The 16,714-nt window shown below is 54.9% G+C and carries 11 protein-coding genes, 4 tRNA genes and 3 rRNA genes (1 of these 18 only partly in view); all 18 read left to right on the top strand.

Annotated features, from left to right (window positions below; all coding sequences use genetic code 11):
- Positions 1-559 (top strand): 23S ribosomal RNA (locus LOY69_RS27165); it begins 2,333 nt to the left of the window's first position.
- Positions 560-705: 146 nt separating this feature from the next.
- A 5S ribosomal RNA gene (gene rrf / locus LOY69_RS27160) occupies positions 706-821 on the top strand.
- Between the two features lie 113 nt (positions 822-934).
- Positions 935-1,050, top strand: a 5S ribosomal RNA gene (rrf, locus tag LOY69_RS27155).
- 168 nt (positions 1,051-1,218) lie between these two features.
- Positions 1,219-2,181, top strand: a complete 963-nt coding sequence (birA, locus tag LOY69_RS27150) for a bifunctional biotin--[acetyl-CoA-carboxylase] ligase/biotin operon repressor BirA (protein ID WP_102882403.1) — start codon at positions 1,219-1,221, stop codon at positions 2,179-2,181.
- Between the two features lie 164 nt (positions 2,182-2,345).
- On the top strand, positions 2,346-2,792 hold the full coding sequence (locus LOY69_RS27145) for a hypothetical protein (protein ID WP_102865258.1): 447 nt from the start codon (positions 2,346-2,348) through the stop codon (positions 2,790-2,792).
- A 142-nt stretch (positions 2,793-2,934) separates the two neighbouring features.
- Positions 2,935-3,019, top strand: a tRNA-Tyr gene (locus LOY69_RS27140).
- Positions 3,020-3,043: 24 nt separating this feature from the next.
- Positions 3,044-3,117: transfer RNA gene (locus LOY69_RS27135), tRNA-Gly, on the top strand.
- Between the two features lie 26 nt (positions 3,118-3,143).
- Positions 3,144-3,219 (top strand) — tRNA-Thr (locus LOY69_RS27130).
- Between the two features lie 84 nt (positions 3,220-3,303).
- Positions 3,304-4,497, top strand: a complete 1,194-nt coding sequence (gene tuf / locus LOY69_RS27125; RefSeq protein ID WP_060841339.1) for an elongation factor Tu — start codon at positions 3,304-3,306, stop codon at positions 4,495-4,497.
- Between the two features lie 54 nt (positions 4,498-4,551).
- Positions 4,552-4,627, top strand: a tRNA-Trp gene (locus tag LOY69_RS27120).
- 45 nt (positions 4,628-4,672) lie between these two features.
- A complete protein-coding gene (gene secE / locus LOY69_RS27115) occupies positions 4,673-5,041 on the top strand; it encodes a preprotein translocase subunit SecE (protein ID WP_047306325.1) in 369 nt (122 codons plus the stop codon).
- Positions 5,042-5,050: 9 nt separating this feature from the next.
- The gene (nusG, locus tag LOY69_RS27110; RefSeq protein WP_002555501.1) at positions 5,051-5,584 is read left to right on the top strand and encodes a transcription termination/antitermination protein NusG; all 534 of its coding nucleotides are present in this window, start codon (positions 5,051-5,053) and stop codon (positions 5,582-5,584) included.
- A 118-nt stretch (positions 5,585-5,702) separates the two neighbouring features.
- Complete coding sequence (rplK, locus tag LOY69_RS27105) at positions 5,703-6,134, top strand: 50S ribosomal protein L11 (protein ID WP_003176435.1); 432 nt, start codon at positions 5,703-5,705, stop codon at positions 6,132-6,134.
- Positions 6,134-6,829 (top strand): 50S ribosomal protein L1, encoded by a 696-nt coding sequence (gene rplA / locus LOY69_RS27100; protein ID WP_011063782.1) that lies wholly within the window; start codon positions 6,134-6,136, stop codon positions 6,827-6,829. Before rplK ends, rplA begins: the two co-directional genes overlap by 1 nt.
- 200 nt (positions 6,830-7,029) lie before the next feature.
- A complete protein-coding gene (rplJ, locus tag LOY69_RS27095) occupies positions 7,030-7,530 on the top strand; it encodes a 50S ribosomal protein L10 (protein ID WP_016968679.1) in 501 nt (166 codons plus the stop codon).
- Between the two features lie 80 nt (positions 7,531-7,610).
- Positions 7,611-7,976, top strand: a complete 366-nt coding sequence (gene rplL, locus LOY69_RS27090; RefSeq protein WP_011063780.1) for a 50S ribosomal protein L7/L12 — start codon at positions 7,611-7,613, stop codon at positions 7,974-7,976.
- A gap of 221 nt (positions 7,977-8,197) precedes the next feature.
- On the top strand, positions 8,198-12,271 hold the full coding sequence (gene rpoB, locus LOY69_RS27085) for a DNA-directed RNA polymerase subunit beta (protein WP_016968678.1): 4,074 nt from the start codon (positions 8,198-8,200) through the stop codon (positions 12,269-12,271).
- Between the two features lie 64 nt (positions 12,272-12,335).
- The gene (rpoC, locus tag LOY69_RS27080; RefSeq protein WP_102865259.1) at positions 12,336-16,535 is read left to right on the top strand and encodes a DNA-directed RNA polymerase subunit beta'; all 4,200 of its coding nucleotides are present in this window, start codon (positions 12,336-12,338) and stop codon (positions 16,533-16,535) included.
- Positions 16,536-16,714: the final 179 nt, after the last annotated feature.

Raw genomic sequence — 16,714 nt, 5'->3', positions numbered from 1 at the left:
ACTGCGAGACAGACACGTCGAGCAGGTACGAAAGTAGGTCTTAGTGATCCGGTGGTTCTGTATGGAAGGGCCATCGCTCAACGGATAAAAGGTACTCCGGGGATAACAGGCTGATACCGCCCAAGAGTTCATATCGACGGCGGTGTTTGGCACCTCGATGTCGGCTCATCACATCCTGGGGCTGAAGCCGGTCCCAAGGGTATGGCTGTTCGCCATTTAAAGTGGTACGCGAGCTGGGTTTAGAACGTCGTGAGACAGTTCGGTCCCTATCTGCCGTGGACGTTTGAGATTTGAGAGGGGCTGCTCCTAGTACGAGAGGACCGGAGTGGACGAACCTCTGGTGTTCCGGTTGTCACGCCAGTGGCATTGCCGGGTAGCTATGTTCGGAAAAGATAACCGCTGAAAGCATCTAAGCGGGAAACTTGCCTCAAGATGAGATCTCACTGGGATCTTGAATCCCCTAAAGGGCCGTCGAAGACTACGACGTTGATAGGTTGGGTGTGTAAGCGCTGTGAGGCGTTGAGCTAACCAATACTAATTGCCCGTGAGGCTTGACCATATAACACCCAAGCAATTTGCGAACTCGAAAGAGACCAGATTGCGGTGTGTGAAGACGATACAAACCGAAAGTTTGCACAACACACAAATCTATTACATACCCATTCGCTGGCACGTTGCATCAGCAACGGACTGGCTACCGAATTTCTTGACGACCATAGAGCGTTGGAACCACCTGATCCCATCCCGAACTCAGAAGTGAAACGATGCATCGCCGATGGTAGTGTGGGGTTTCCCCATGTGAGAGTAGGTCATCGTCAAGATTAAATTCCGAAACCCCAATTGCGAAAGCAATTGGGGTTTTGTCTTTATGTAGAAGTTACTGATTTTGCTGACACGTTCGACTCTAGAGTCCAACGGGTCGGCCACAGAATTTCTTGACGACCATAGAGCGTTGGAACCACCTGATCCCATCCCGAACTCAGAAGTGAAACGATGCATCGCCGATGGTAGTGTGGGGTTTCCCCATGTGAGAGTAGGTCATCGTCAAGATTAAATTCCGAAACCCCAATTGCGAAAGCAGTTGGGGTTTTGTTTTTGCGCGGAGAAAAGTCGATTTGATTTTTATCTGCCCGATCGACTTGCTCGCCGGGTGGTGTTTTCTATGCAATGGTTTTGGGCATGGCTATCATGCCGGGCTCATTGTGAGGCGGATACTGCATGTCGACGTTGTTAGAGCTTCTAAAGGATGGGCGATTTCACTCGGGCCAGGCGCTCGGAGAGGTGCTGGGTGTTAGTCGTAGTGCTATATGGAAGCAGTTACAGCTTCTTGAGGCGGAATTGGGGCTTGTCATCCATAAGGTGCGAGGTCGTGGATATCAGTTGGCCACTCCAATCACTTTGTTGAGCAGCGCGGAGATAAGTCGGTGCTCTTCTCCCAGTAGTGCTTGGGACGTTCGAATTTTTGATTCTATCGACTCCACAAATGCTGAGGCGCTGCGATCCATTGAGGGGGGGGCTGTGGCTCCTTTTCTTGTGCTAGCTGAGCGTCAGACCGCGGGGCGTGGCCGGCGTGGACGCAAGTGGATAAGTCCTTTTGCCGAGAATATCTATTACAGCCTGGTCTTGCGCATAGATGGAGGTCTCCGGCAACTGGAGGGTCTCAGTCTGGTCGTAGGGTTGGCGGTTATGCATACCCTTCGTGAGTATGGAATCCCAAGGGCGGGTTTGAAGTGGCCAAACGACGTTTTGGTTGGTCAGAAGAAGGTCGCGGGAATACTTTTGGAACTGGTGGGCGATCCTGCGGACGTGTGTCATGTGGTCCTGGGGGTTGGGATTAATGTGAATATGCAGAGCGCCGAGGGGGTTGATCAGGAGTGGACCTCGATAAGGTTGGAGTCTGGCCAGGTTACTGATCGCAATCAGCTGGTTGCTCGATTGAGTGAGACCCTTGTGGCTTATCTTGAGCGTCATCGATTGGATGGTTTCTCCGCTATCCAGGACGAGTGGGAGCAAGGTCATCTCTGGCAGGGGCGTGAAGTGTCTCTGATTGCGGGGGTCAATAAGATCGATGGTGTCGTGCTGGGTATTGATCGCCAAGGGGCGTTGCGGTTGAGCGTTGAAGGTGAAGAGAAAACTTATAGCGGTGGGGAGCTCAGTCTAAGGTTGCGTGACGATCCTTGAGTTTTGCTGCGAAACACCATGAAGTGTGCCCGCGCTACCTTAGGCTAGTAGGTGGGGAGGCTTGTATAGCTGCTCTGGGCGTTGTGTTGGTTTCGCAGGATCAGTTTGTTCGTGATTTGTGTTTTTCGAGTTGACTAAGGCTTGTCTTTCGTCTCGAGGTATTTATGCGCTGGCTGTTTCTGTTATTACTGGTCCTCAATGGTTTCTATTACATCTGGCATCAGCAGGAAGCACCTCTTCGTGCGAAAGAGGTTATGCCTCTCTCGCTCTATCGAGGCTCTCAGCAAGATATTCGCTTGTTGAGTGAGTCTGCAGATTCGGTCGAGCGGAGGGATAAGGGGAGGGTTGGAGAGGTTGATGCAAGCTGTCTCTATCTAGGGGGCTTTGCTCGTCGAGATATGGCTCAGATGCTTGAGCAGCGGCTTATAGGGCTGGGGGCGGATGTCAGGCTACTGTCCTTGAGTGTTCCTGGATCTTCTGGTTTCTGGTTGCGTGTGGCTCCTGAGAGCAAGCATTTGCTGGATGATCTACAGCTGCAGAACCTTGCTAAGGAATTCAATGAGTTAAAACATAAAATAATGCCTTGTGAGGGGCTTGCAACTGTCGAATAGGTTGCATAGAATGGCGCCCGCTCCGCAGTGAAGACCTTTTGAGGTTAAAGCAGCAGAGCTAAGTCAACGCAGCTAACCTCAAGATTTTATTGAGAAAATGCTTGACAGAAAGGTGGCATAGTGTAAAATGCTGCCTCGCTTAGGAGGGGTTCCCGAGCGGCCAAAGGGATCAGACTGTAAATCTGACGTCTACGACTTCGAAGGTTCGAATCCTTCCCCCTCCACCAGATTTAGCGAGAGCTGCAGGCTCCGCGGGTATAGTTTAGTGGTAGAACCTCAGCCTTCCAAGCTGATGATGCGGGTTCGATTCCCGCTACCCGCTCCAGGTTTGCAGGTTTTGCAAAGTGTTACGCTCTTGTAGCTCAGTTGGTAGAGCACACCCTTGGTAAGGGTGAGGTCAGCGGTTCAAATCCGCTCAAGAGCTCCATATAACAAGGCAGATATGAAAATATCTGCCTTTGTTTTAATGGCTTGTGTGACTTGCTCAATTCTTCTCCTAGGGGTGATTTCGATGGCTAAGGAAAAGTTCGAACGTAATAAGCCGCACGTTAACGTGGGTACTATCGGTCACGTTGACCACGGTAAGACCACTCTGACTGCTGCTCTGACTCGCGTTTGTTCCGAGGTTTTCGGTTCGGCTCGTGTTGACTTCGACAAGATCGACAGCGCCCCAGAAGAAAAGGCTCGTGGTATCACCATCAACACTGCACACGTAGAGTACGATTCGCACATTCGTCACTACGCGCACGTTGACTGCCCAGGTCACGCCGACTACGTCAAAAACATGATCACCGGTGCTGCCCAGATGGACGGCGCGATCCTGGTTTGCTCGGCTGCCGATGGTCCGATGCCACAAACTCGTGAGCACATCCTGCTGTCCCGTCAGGTAGGCGTTCCGTACATCGTTGTCTTCCTGAACAAGGCTGACATGGTTGACGACGCTGAGCTGCTGGAACTGGTTGAGATGGAAGTGCGCGACCTGCTGAGCACTTACGACTTCCCAGGTGACGACACTCCGATCATCATCGGTTCGGCTCTGATGGCCCTGAACGGCCAAGACGACAACGAAATGGGTACCACCGCTGTTAAGCGTCTGGTAGAAACTCTGGACACTTACATCCCAGAGCCAGAGCGTGCAATCGACAAGCCGTTCCTGATGCCAATCGAAGACGTATTCTCGATCTCCGGTCGTGGCACCGTGGTAACTGGCCGTGTTGAGCGTGGCATCGTTCGCATCCAGGAAGAAGTTGAGATCGTTGGTCTGCGCGATACTCAGAAGACTACCTGCACTGGCGTTGAAATGTTCCGCAAGCTGCTCGACGAAGGTCGTGCTGGTGAGAACTGCGGCGTTCTGCTGCGTGGTACTAAGCGTGACGATGTTGAGCGTGGCCAGGTTCTGGTTAAGCCAGGCACCGTTAAGCCGCACACCAAGTTCACCGCTGAAGTTTATGTTCTGAGCAAAGAAGAAGGCGGCCGTCATACTCCGTTCTTCAAAGGCTACCGTCCACAGTTCTACTTCCGTACTACTGACGTGACCGGTAACTGCGAGCTGCCGGAAGGCGTTGAAATGGTAATGCCAGGTGACAACATCCAGATGACTGTCACTCTGATCAAAACCATCGCGATGGAAGATGGTCTGCGTTTCGCTATCCGTGAAGGCGGTCGTACCGTCGGCGCCGGCGTCGTAGCCAAAGTCATCGAATAAGTTCTTGAAATATCTCCATCGGGCCGACATAATGGTCGGCCTGATTTTGTTTTTAGGTCAGTAGCTCAATTGGCAGAGCGACGGTCTCCAAAACCGTAGGTTGGGGGTTCGATTCCCTCCTGACCTGCCAGATTCACTCAATGTGTCTGGCTTTCTTTTCACAGGATCTTCATAGATGACTCCTAAGGCTGAAGCTCAAGGCTCTCGCTTCGATCTGCTCAAGTGGCTCGTTGTGGTTGCTTTGGTGATTGTTGGTGTTGTTGGCAATCAGTACTATTCTGCTTCGCCGATCCTGTACCGCGTATTGGCGCTGCTTGCCATTGCCGCAGTTGCTGCCTTCATTGGTCTGCAAACTGCCAAGGGTAAGTCGTTCTTCGTGTTGGTTAAGGAAGCGCGCACTGAGATTCGTAAAGTCGTATGGCCAACTCGCCAAGAGACCACGCAGACCACGCTTATTGTAGTGGCTGTGGTTCTGGTCATGGCGTTGCTGTTGTGGGGGCTAGATTCCCTGCTTGGCTGGCTTGTTTCCTTGATTGTTGGCTAAGGGTGTCCCGTGGCTAAGCGTTGGTACGTTGTGCATGCTTACTCGGGTTACGAGAAGCATGTAATGCGTTCGTTGATCGAGCGTGTAAAGCTGGCTGGCATGGAAGATGGCTTCGGCGAGATTCTGGTCCCCACTGAAGAAGTGGTTGAGATGCGCAATGGCCAGAAGCGCAAAAGCGAACGCAAGTTCTTTCCAGGCTATGTGCTGGTTCAAATGGACATGAATGAGGGTACTTGGCACTTGGTCAAGGACACTCCTCGTGTCATGGGTTTCATTGGTGGTACTGCTGATAAGCCAGCGCCTATCACTGATAAAGAGGCGGAAGCAATTCTGCGTCGCGTTGCTGATGGCAGCGATAAGCCCAAGCCTAAGACACTGTTCGAGCCAGGTGAGGTGGTCCGTGTTACTGACGGCCCATTCGCAGACTTTAACGGTACGGTCGAAGAAGTTAACTACGAAAAGAGCCGGATCCAAGTGGCGGTGCTCATTTTCGGTCGCTCTACTCCGGTAGAGCTAGAGTTCAGTCAGGTCGAGAAGGCCTAACTGGACGAGAATCCCATACCCCGCAGCCTTAGGCTGTGGGGTTTTTTCGTCACTGGGATAAACGCGCAAGTAACCGGGGAGCCTTTCTAGGCGTCTGAACCCGTAATTGGAGTGCCTCATGGCTAAGAAGATTACTGCTTACATCAAGCTGCAAGTTAAGGCCGCTCAGGCCAACCCAAGCCCGCCCGTTGGTCCAGCTCTGGGTCAGCACGGCGTGAACATCATGGAATTCTGCAAGGCTTTCAACGCCCGTACTCAGGGTCTTGAACCAGGTCTGCCGACTCCTGTGATCATCACTGTTTACAGTGACCGCAGCTTCACTTTCGAAACTAAGAGCACCCCTGCTTCGGTTCTGCTGAAGAAAGCTGCTGGCCTGACCAGCGGTTCCGCTCGTCCGAACACCGTTAAGGTTGGCACTGTTACCCGTGCTCAGCTGGAAGAAATCGCGAAAACCAAAAACGCGGATCTGACTGCAGCTGATATGGATGCAGCCGTGCGTACTATCGCCGGTTCTGCTCGTAGCATGGGCCTTAACGTGGAGGGTGTGTAATGGCTAAGCTGACCAAGCGCCAAAAGGCTATCGCCGGCAAGATTGAAGCAGGCAAGGCCTACAACTTCGTAGAAGCCGCCGCTCTCCTGACCGAGCTGTCGACCGTTAAGTTCAGCGAGTCCGTAGACGTAGCTGTGAACCTGGGTGTAGACCCACGTAAATCTGACCAGGTTGTTCGTAGCGCTACCGTGCTGCCACACGGCACTGGCAAGACTGTACGTGTTGCTGTGTTTACTCAGGGTCCAGCTGCTGAAGCTGCTCTGGCTGCCGGTGCAGACCGCGTAGGTATGGATGATCTGGCTGCCGAAATGAAAGGCGGCGACCTGAACTATGACGTAGTTATTGCTTCTCCGGATGCAATGCGCGTTGTAGGTCAGCTGGGTCAGGTTCTGGGTCCTCGTGGCCTGATGCCTAACCCGAAAGTCGGCACTGTAACCCCAGACGTGGCCTCGGCAGTTAAGAACGCCAAGGCTGGTCAGGTTCGCTACCGCACCGACAAAAACGGCATTATCCACACCTCCGTTGGCAAGGTCGGCTTCGACGCCGTCAAGCTGAAGGAAAACGTTGAAGCCCTGATCGCTGACCTGAAGCGTATCAAGCCAGCTTCTTCGAAAGGTATCTACGTCAAGCGCGTTACCCTGAGCACCACCATGGGGCCAGGTCTGGTCATCGACCAAGGCTCGCTGGACGTATAAGACACAGGCTGGCGCAAGCGATTGCGCCAGTTGAAAAAAATTGGGGTCCCTGCCTGGCGGGGGCTATCCAAGACCGTAGGCGACGCAAGTCTTAAACCTCAAGCCTACGCAGATGGTGCTCCCGGTTCCTTACCGAATCAGACACCAAAACGACATCCAGCCTAGGTTGGATGAAACGGTAACAAGCAGGAGTTAAACCCGTGGCAATTAAACTCGAAGACAAGAAGGCCATCGTCGCTGAAGTCAACGAGGCTGCCAAAGTCGCTCTGTCTGCTGTTGTGGCTGATGCCCGCGGTGTGACAGTAGGCGCAATGACCGGACTCCGTAAAGAGGCCCGCGAAGCTGGTGTTTACGTACGTGTTGTACGTAACACCCTGCTCAAGCGCGCTGTTGAAGGCACTCAATATGACGTGCTCAACGACGCGTTCGTCGGCCCTACCCTGATTGCATTCTCCAAGGAACATCCGGGCGCTGCTGCTCGTATTTTCAAAGAGTTCGCAAAGGGTCAGGACAAGTTCGAGATCAAGGCAGCTGCGTTCGAGGGCAAGTACCTCGCAGCAAACGAGATCGACGTGTTGGCTTCGCTGCCAACTCGCGACGAAGCTATTGCGAAGCTGATGAGCGTGATTCAAGGCGCTACCAGCAAGCTGGCTCGTACTCTGGCGGCTATTCGCGACCAGAAAGAAGCTGCTGCTGCCTAAGGCACCGCAAGCCCTTTCAAAATCATATGTTTAATTTGATGGCTGCGTAGGCTGTCACCCCAATACAGGAATTTATAGTCATGTCTCTGACTAACGAGCAAATCATCGAAGCAATCGGCCAGAAAACCGTTCTGGAAGTTGTTGAGCTGATCAAAGCAATGGAAGAAACCTTCGGTGTTACCGCTGCTGTTGCCGCTGCTGGCCCAGCTGCTGCTGCCGCTGTTGTTGAAGAGCAAACTGAATTCAACGTTATGCTGACCGAAGCTGGCGAGAAGAAAGTTAACGTGATCAAGGCTGTACGTGAACTGACCGGTCTGGGCCTGAAAGAAGCCAAGGCTGTAGTTGACGGCGCTCCTGCCATGGTTCTGGAAGCTGTTGCTAAAGAAGCAGCTGACAAAGCCAAAGCAGCTCTGGAAGAAGCAGGCGCTAAAGTCGAGCTCAAGTAAGCATCGACTTTGTGTCTCCAGCCCAAGCGTTAAGCGAACGGCTGATGGCTGGTGGCTTTTGCCACCGGCCTTTTTCCGTTATTGGCGGCCGACTGGGTCGGTGCCTTTAACGTGCTGTAACCCACCCTGTGCGGTGGCGCAAACCAAAGGGTTTGCACGATTTTCTGGCTGCTCCCGTCGGGAGAAGCCGAATAAGCAGGTGACCAAGCTGGGGAACGCTGATGGCTTACTCATATACTGAGAAAAAACGTATCCGCAAGGACTTTAGCAAGTTGCCGGACGTCATGGATGTGCCGTACCTCCTGGCCATCCAGCTGGATTCGTATCGTGAATTCTTGCAAGCGGGAGCGACTAAAGATCAGTTCCGCGACGTGGGCCTGCATGCGGCCTTCAAATCCGTTTTCCCGATCATCAGCTACTCCGGCAATGCTGCGTTGGAGTATGTCGGTTATCGCCTGGGCGAACCGGCGTTTGATGTTAAAGAATGCGTGTTGCGTGGTGTGACTTACGCCGTACCTTTGCGGGTAAAAGTTCGTCTGATCATTTTCGACAAAGAATCGTCGAACAAAGCGATCAAGGACATCAAAGAGCAAGAAGTCTACATGGGTGAAATCCCCCTGATGACTGAGAACGGTACCTTCGTAATCAACGGTACCGAGCGTGTAATCGTTTCCCAGCTGCACCGTTCCCCTGGCGTATTCTTCGACCACGACCGTGGCAAGACGCATAGCTCCGGTAAGCTGCTGTACTCCGCGCGGATCATTCCTTACCGCGGTTCGTGGCTGGACTTCGAGTTCGACCCGAAAGACTGCGTGTTCGTCCGTATCGACCGTCGCCGCAAGCTGCCTGCGTCGGTTCTGCTGCGCGCGCTGGGTTACACCACTGAAGAAGTGCTGGATGCTTTCTACACCACCAACGTATTCCACGTGAAAGGCGAGAGCCTGAGCCTGGAGCTGGTGCCTCAGCGCCTGCGTGGTGAAATTGCCGTTCTGGACATCCAGGATGACAAGGGCAAGGTTATTGTCGAGCAGGGTCGTCGTATCACCGCTCGCCACATCAACCAGCTGGAAAAAGCCGGTATCAAAGAGCTGGATGTACCTCTGGACTACGTCCTGGGGCGTACCACCGCCAAGGCTATCGTGCACCCGGCTACTGGTGAAATCCTGGCAGAGTGCAACACCGAGCTGAACACCGAGATCCTGGCAAAAATCGCCAAGGCCCAGGTTGTTCGCATCGAAACGCTGTACACCAACGACATCGACTGCGGTCCGTTCGTTTCTGACACTCTGAAGATCGACTCCACCAGCAACCAATTGGAAGCGCTGGTCGAGATCTATCGCATGATGCGTCCTGGCGAGCCGCCAACCAAAGATGCTGCCGAGACTCTGTTCAACAACCTGTTCTTCAGCCCTGAGCGCTATGACCTCTCCGCCGTTGGCCGGATGAAGTTCAACCGTCGTATCGGTCGTACCGAGATCGAAGGTTCGGGCGTCCTGTGCAAAGAAGACATCGTTGCCGTACTGAAGACTCTGGTCGACATCCGTAACGGTAAAGGCATCGTCGACGACATCGACCACCTGGGTAACCGTCGTGTTCGTTGCGTAGGCGAAATGGCCGAGAACCAGTTCCGCGTTGGCCTGGTGCGTGTAGAGCGTGCGGTCAAAGAGCGTCTGTCGATGGCCGAAAGCGAAGGCCTGATGCCGCAAGACCTGATCAATGCCAAGCCAGTGGCTGCGGCAGTGAAAGAGTTCTTCGGTTCCAGCCAGCTGTCGCAGTTCATGGACCAGAACAACCCGCTCTCCGAGATCACCCACAAGCGTCGTGTCTCCGCACTCGGCCCAGGTGGTCTGACCCGTGAGCGTGCAGGCTTCGAAGTTCGTGACGTGCACCCGACTCACTACGGTCGTGTATGCCCGATCGAAACGCCGGAAGGTCCGAACATCGGTCTGATCAACTCCCTGGCGGCCTATGCGCGCACCAACCAGTACGGCTTCCTCGAGAGCCCGTACCGTGTGGTGAAAGACGCTCTGGTCACTGACGAGATCGTGTTCCTGTCCGCCATCGAAGAGGCCGATCACGTGATCGCCCAGGCTTCGGCGACCATGAACGACAAAGGTCAGCTGATCGATGAGCTGGTGGCTGTTCGTCACTTGAACGAATTCACCGTCAAGGCGCCGGAAGACGTCACCTTGATGGACGTTTCGCCGAAGCAGGTAGTTTCGGTTGCAGCGTCGCTGATTCCGTTCCTCGAGCACGACGACGCCAACCGTGCGTTGATGGGTTCCAACATGCAGCGTCAGGCTGTACCGACCCTGCGTGCTGATAAGCCGCTGGTAGGTACCGGCATGGAGCGCAACGTTGCCCGTGACTCCGGCGTTTGTGTCGTGGCTCGCCGTGGCGGCGTGATCGACTCGGTCGATGCCAGTCGTATCGTGGTTCGTGTTGCGGATGACGAAGTCGAAACTGGCGAAGCCGGTGTCGATATCTACAACCTGACCAAGTACACCCGCTCCAACCAGAACACCTGCATCAACCAGCGTCCGCTGGTGAGAAAGGGTGATCGGGTTCAGCGCAGCGACATCATGGCCGACGGCCCGTCCACCGACATGGGTGAGCTGGCACTGGGTCAGAACATGCGTATCGCGTTCATGGCGTGGAACGGCTTCAACTTCGAAGACTCCATCTGCCTGTCCGAGCGTGTGGTTCAGGAAGACCGCTTCACCACGATCCACATCCAGGAACTGACCTGTGTGGCCCGTGACACCAAGCTTGGCCCAGAGGAAATCACTGCAGACATCCCGAACGTGGGTGAAGCTGCACTGAACAAGCTGGACGAAGCCGGTATCGTTTATGTAGGTGCTGAAGTTGGCGCAGGCGACATCCTGGTCGGTAAGGTCACTCCGAAAGGCGAGACTCAGCTGACTCCGGAAGAGAAACTGCTGCGCGCGATCTTCGGTGAAAAAGCCAGCGACGTTAAAGACACATCCCTGCGTGTGCCTACTGGTACCAAAGGTACTGTCATTGACGTACAGGTCTTCACTCGTGACGGCGTTGAGCGTGATGCTCGTGCACTGTCCATCGAGAAGAGCCAGCTCGACGAGATCCGCAAGGATCTGAACGAAGAGTTCCGCATCGTTGAAGGCGCAACCTTCGAGCGTCTGCGCTCCGCTCTGGTCGGTCATAAAGCCGAAGGCGGCGCCGGTCTGAAGAAAGGTCAGGAAATCACCGACGAAGTTCTCGACGGTCTTGAGCATGGCCAGTGGTTCAAACTGCGCATGGCTGAAGATGCTCTGAACGAGCAGCTCGAGAAGGCTCAGGCCTACATCGTTGATCGCCGCCGTCTGCTGGATGACAAGTTCGAAGACAAGAAGCGCAAACTGCAGCAGGGCGATGACCTGGCTCCAGGCGTGCTGAAAATCGTCAAGGTCTACCTGGCAATCCGTCGTCGCATTCAGCCGGGCGACAAGATGGCCGGTCGTCACGGTAACAAGGGTGTGGTCTCTGTGATCATGCCGGTTGAAGACATGCCGCACGATGCCAATGGCACCCCGGTCGACGTGGTCCTCAACCCGCTGGGCGTACCTTCGCGTATGAACGTTGGTCAGATTCTCGAAACTCACCTGGGCCTCGCGGCCAAGGGTCTGGGCGAGAAGATCAACCGCATGGTTGAAGAGCAGCGTAAGGTGGCAGAACTGCGCACCTTCCTGGATGAGATCTACAACCAGATCGGTGGTCGTAACGAAGACCTGGACAGCTTCTCCGATCAGGAGATTCTGGATCTGGCGAACAACCTGCGCGGCGGTGTGCCTATGGCCACTCCGGTGTTCGACGGCGCCAAGGAAAGCGAAATCAAGGCGATGCTGAAACTGGCGGACCTGCCAGAGAGCGGCCAGATGCAGCTGACCGACGGCCGTACCGGCAACAAGTTCGAGCGTCCAGTTACCGTTGGCTACATGTACATGCTGAAACTGAACCACTTGGTAGACGACAAGATGCACGCTCGTTCTACCGGTTCGTACAGCCTGGTTACCCAGCAGCCGCTGGGTGGTAAGGCGCAGTTCGGTGGTCAGCGTTTCGGGGAGATGGAGGTCTGGGCACTGGAAGCATACGGTGCTGCATACACTCTGCAAGAAATGCTCACAGTGAAGTCGGACGATGTGAACGGTCGTACCAAGATGTACAAAAACATCGTGGACGGCGATCACCGTATGGAGCCGGGCATGCCCGAGTCCTTCAACGTGTTGATCAAAGAAATTCGTTCCCTCGGCATCGATATCGATCTGGAAACCGAATAACACGTGACGCGAATCGAGAGCGGGGCAGGATTGCCCGCTCTCTGCTCCGCCAGGAGGAAAGGCCTTGAAAGACCTACTGAATTTGCTGAAAAACCAGGGTCAAGTCGAAGAGTTCGACGCCATCCGTATTGGATTGGCCTCGCCTGAGATGATCCGTTCTTGGTCGTTCGGCGAAGTTAAAAAGCCGGAAACCATCAACTACCGTACGTTCAAGCCTGAGCGTGACGGCCTGTTCTGCGCCAAGATCTTTGGCCCGGTAAAGGATTACGAGTGCCTGTGCGGTAAGTACAAGCGCTTGAAGCATCGCGGCGTGATCTGCGAGAAGTGCGGCGTTGAAGTTGCACTGGCTAAGGTTCGTCGTGAGCGCATGGCGCACATCGAACTGGCTTCGCCGGTTGCCCACATCTGGTTCCTGAAGTCGCTGCCGTCCCGTATCGGCCTGCTGATGGACATGACCCTGCGTGATATCGAGCGCGTTCTCTACTTCGAGAGCTACGTTGTTATCGATCCAGGCATGACCACCCTGGAAAAGGGTCAGCTGCTGAACGACGAGCAGTACTTCGAGGCGCTGGAAGAGTTCGGTGATGACTTCGACGCCCGCATGGGGGCCGAGGCTGTCCGCGAGCTGCTGCACGCTATCGACCTGGAGCACGAGATTGGCCGTCTGCGTGAAGAGATTCCGCAAACCAACTCGGAAACCAAGATCAAGAAGCTGTCCAAGCGTCTGAAGTTGATGGAAGCCTTCCAGGGCTCCGGCAACCTGCCAGAGTGGATGGTGTTGACCGTTCTGCCGGTTCTGCCGCCAGATCTGCGTCCACTGGTTCCGCTGGATGGCGGTCGCTTTGCGACTTCCGACCTCAACGACCTGTATCGTCGAGTGATCAACCGTAACAACCGCTTGAAGCGCCTGCTTGATCTGTCCGCTCCGGACATCATCGTGCGCAACGAAAAGCGTATGTTGCAGGAAGCTGTCGACGCCTTGCTCGACAACGGTCGTCGTGGCCGCGCTATTACCGGCTCCAACAAGCGTCCTCTGAAATCCCTGGCTGACATGATCAAGGGTAAACAAGGTCGTTTCCGTCAGAACTTGCTCGGTAAGCGTGTTGACTACTCCGGTCGTTCGGTAATTACCGTAGGTCCGACCCTGCGTCTGCACCAGTGCGGTCTGCCGAAGAAGATGGCTCTCGAGCTGTTCAAACCGTTCATTTTCGGCAAGCTGGAAATGCGTGGTCTCGCTACCACCATCAAAGCAGCCAAGAAGATGGTCGAGCGCGAGCTGCCGGAAGTTTGGGACGTTCTCGCAGAAGTGATTCGCGAACACCCCGTGCTGCTCAACCGTGCACCGACCCTTCACCGTCTGGGTATCCAGGCGTTTGAACCGGTACTGATCGAAGGTAAGGCTATCCAGCTGCACCCTCTGGTCTGTGCTGCGTACAACGCCGACTTCGACGGCGACCAAATGGCCGTGCACGTGCCGCTGACGCTGGAAGCCCAGCTGGAAGCGCGTGCGTTGATGATGTCGACCAACAACATTCTGTCGCCAGCCAACGGTGAGCCAATCATCGTTCCGTCGCAGGACGTTGTATTGGGTCTGTACTACATGACCCGTGAAGCGATCAACGCCAAGGGCGAAGGTCGTGTGTTCGCCGACCTGCAGGAAGTCGACCGCGTATTCCGCGCCGGCGAAGCAGCTCTGCACGCCAAGATCAAGGTTCGTATCAACGAAACCGTTAACGATCGTGATGGCGGCAGCGTCAGCGCTACCCGTATTGTCGACACCACTGTCGGCCGTGCGCTGCTGTTCCAGGTTGTGCCGAAAGGTCTGTCGTTCGACGTCGTCAACCTGCCGATGAAGAAGAAGGCGATCTCCAAGCTGATCAACCAGTGCTACCGCGTGGTAGGTCTGAAAGAGACCGTGATCTTCGCTGACCAGTTGATGTACACCGGTTTCGCTTACTCGACCATTTCCGGCGTTTCCATCGGTGTTAACGACTTCGTTATCCCGGATGAAAAAGCCCGCATCATCGGTGCTGCCACCGACGAAGTGAAAGAAATCGAGAGCCAGTACGCCTCCGGCCTGGTAACCCAGGGCGAGAAGTACAACAAGGTGATCGACCTTTGGTCGAAAGCCAACGACGAAGTATCCAAGGCGATGATGGCCAACCTCTCGAAAGAGAAAGTCATCGACCGCAATGGCGACGAAGTCGAGCAAGAATCGTTCAACTCGATGTACATGATGGCTGACTCGGGTGCGCGGGGTTCCGCTGCACAGATCCGCCAGCTGGCCGGTATGCGTGGTCTGATGGCCAAGCCGGACGGCTCCATCATCGAAACGCCGATTACTGCGAACTTCCGTGAAGGTCTGAGCGTACTCCAGTACTTCATCTCGACTCACGGTGCTCGTAAAGGTCTGGCGGATACCGCGTTGAAAACTGCGAACTCCGGTTACCTGACTCGTCGTCTGGTAGACGTGGCGCAGGATCTGGTTGTAACCGAGATCGATTGCGGCACCGAACACGGCCTGCTGATGACTCCGCACATTGAAGGCGGTGACGTTGTAGAGCCGCTGGGTGAGCGCGTATTGGGTCGTGTTATCGCCCGTGACGTATTCAAGCCGGGTACCGAGGACGTCATCGTTCCTGCTGGCACTCTGGTAGACGAGAAGTGGGTCGAGTTCATCGAGCTGAACAGCATCGACGAAGTGATCGTGCGTTCGCCGATCAGTTGCGAAACCCGCTACGGCATCTGTGCCAAGTGCTACGGTCGTGACCTGGCTCGCGGCCACCTGGTGAACATTGGTGAAGCGGTAGGTGTAATTGCTGCCCAGTCCATCGGTGAGCCGGGTACCCAGCTGACCATGCGTACGTTCCACATCGGTGGTGCGGCAAGCCGGACCTCGGCAGCGGACAGCGTACAGGTGAAGAATGGCGGTACCGTCCGTCTGCATAACCTGAAGCATGTTGAGCGTGTTGACGGTCACCTGGTAGCTGTATCCCGTTCTGGCGAGCTGGCAATTGCCGACGACTTCGGTCGTGAGCGCGAGCGCTACAAGCTGCCTTACGGTGCTGTGATTTCGGTGAAGGAAGGCGATAAGGTCGACGCTGGTGCCATCGTGGCCAAGTGGGATCCGCACACTCACCCAATCGTTACCGAAATGAAAGGTACCGTGACCTACGTGGGCATGGAAGAAGGCATCACGATCAAGCGTCAGACTGACGAATTGACCGGTATGACCAACATTGAAGTACTTGACGTCAAAGACCGTCCAGCTGCCGGTAAGGACATTCGTCCAGCCGTGAAGATGGTGGGTATGGATGGCAAGGATCTGCTGCTGCCAGGTACTGACGTACCGGCCCAGTACTTCTTGCCGGCTAACGCACTTGTAGGTGTTGCTGACGGTGCGCAGATTGCGATCGGTGATGTTATCGCTCGTATTCCGCAAGAGACTTCGAAGACCCGTGACATCACCGGTGGTCTGCCGCGTGTTGCCGACTTGTTCGAAGCTCGTCGTCCGAAAGAGGCCTCGATTCTGGCTGAAGTCAGCGGCACCATCGCGTTCGGTAAAGAGACCAAAGGCAAACGTCGCCTGGTCATTACCCCGAACGACGGTAGCGATCCGTATGAGGAGCTGATTCCGAAGTGGCGTCACCTGAACGTCTTCGAAGGCGAACAAGTGAACCGCGGCGAAGTTATCTCCGACGGTCCGAGCGATCCACACGACATCCTGCGTCTGCTGGGTGTAAGTGCGCTGGCCAAGTACATCGTCAACGAGATCCAGGACGTTTACCGTCTGCAAGGCGTGAAGATCAACGATAAGCACATCGAGACCATCCTGCGTCAGATGTTGCGTAAGGTTGAGATTGCCGAGTCTGGCGACTCCAGCTTCATCAAGGGCGACCAGATGGAACTGACTCACGTACTGGTAGAAAACGAGCGTCTGAGCGCTGAAGACAAGTTCATCTCCAAGTTCACCCGCGTATTGCTGGGTATTACTAAGGCGTCCTTGTCCACTGAGTCGTTCATCTCGGCGGCCTCTTTCCAAGAGACCACTCGTGTACTGACCGAAGCGGCAGTGACCGGCAAGCGTGACTACCTGCGCGGCCTGAAGGAAAACGTGGTTGTGGGTCGTCTGATCCCGGCCGGTACCGGCCTGGCTTACCACAGCGAGCGCAAGCGTCGTCGTGATGCAGACAAGCCTCTGCGCGTAAGCGCGAGTGAAGTCGAAGCAGCACTGACTGAAGCGCTGAACTCCAGCGGTAACTGAGGTCTGCAATAGATTGAGATGGGGCCCCGGTTTTTCCGACTGAGAATCGAGACACTTTTTGTCGAGGTTCGCTGATCGGGGAGCCCGGGGCCTTGCCTTGACTGGGGGCAAGATCCTCTTTAGACTCTTGTACCCCTAAATTTGGTGGAGCTTGTGCTCTGCCATTTTGTTTATGTCGA

The sequence above is a fragment of the Pseudomonas sp. B21-059 genome, assembly GCF_026016285.1.
Taxonomy (GTDB): Bacteria; Pseudomonadota; Gammaproteobacteria; order Pseudomonadales; family Pseudomonadaceae; genus Aquipseudomonas; species Aquipseudomonas danubii.
This window is presented reverse-complemented; position numbering and strand designations above follow the sequence as displayed.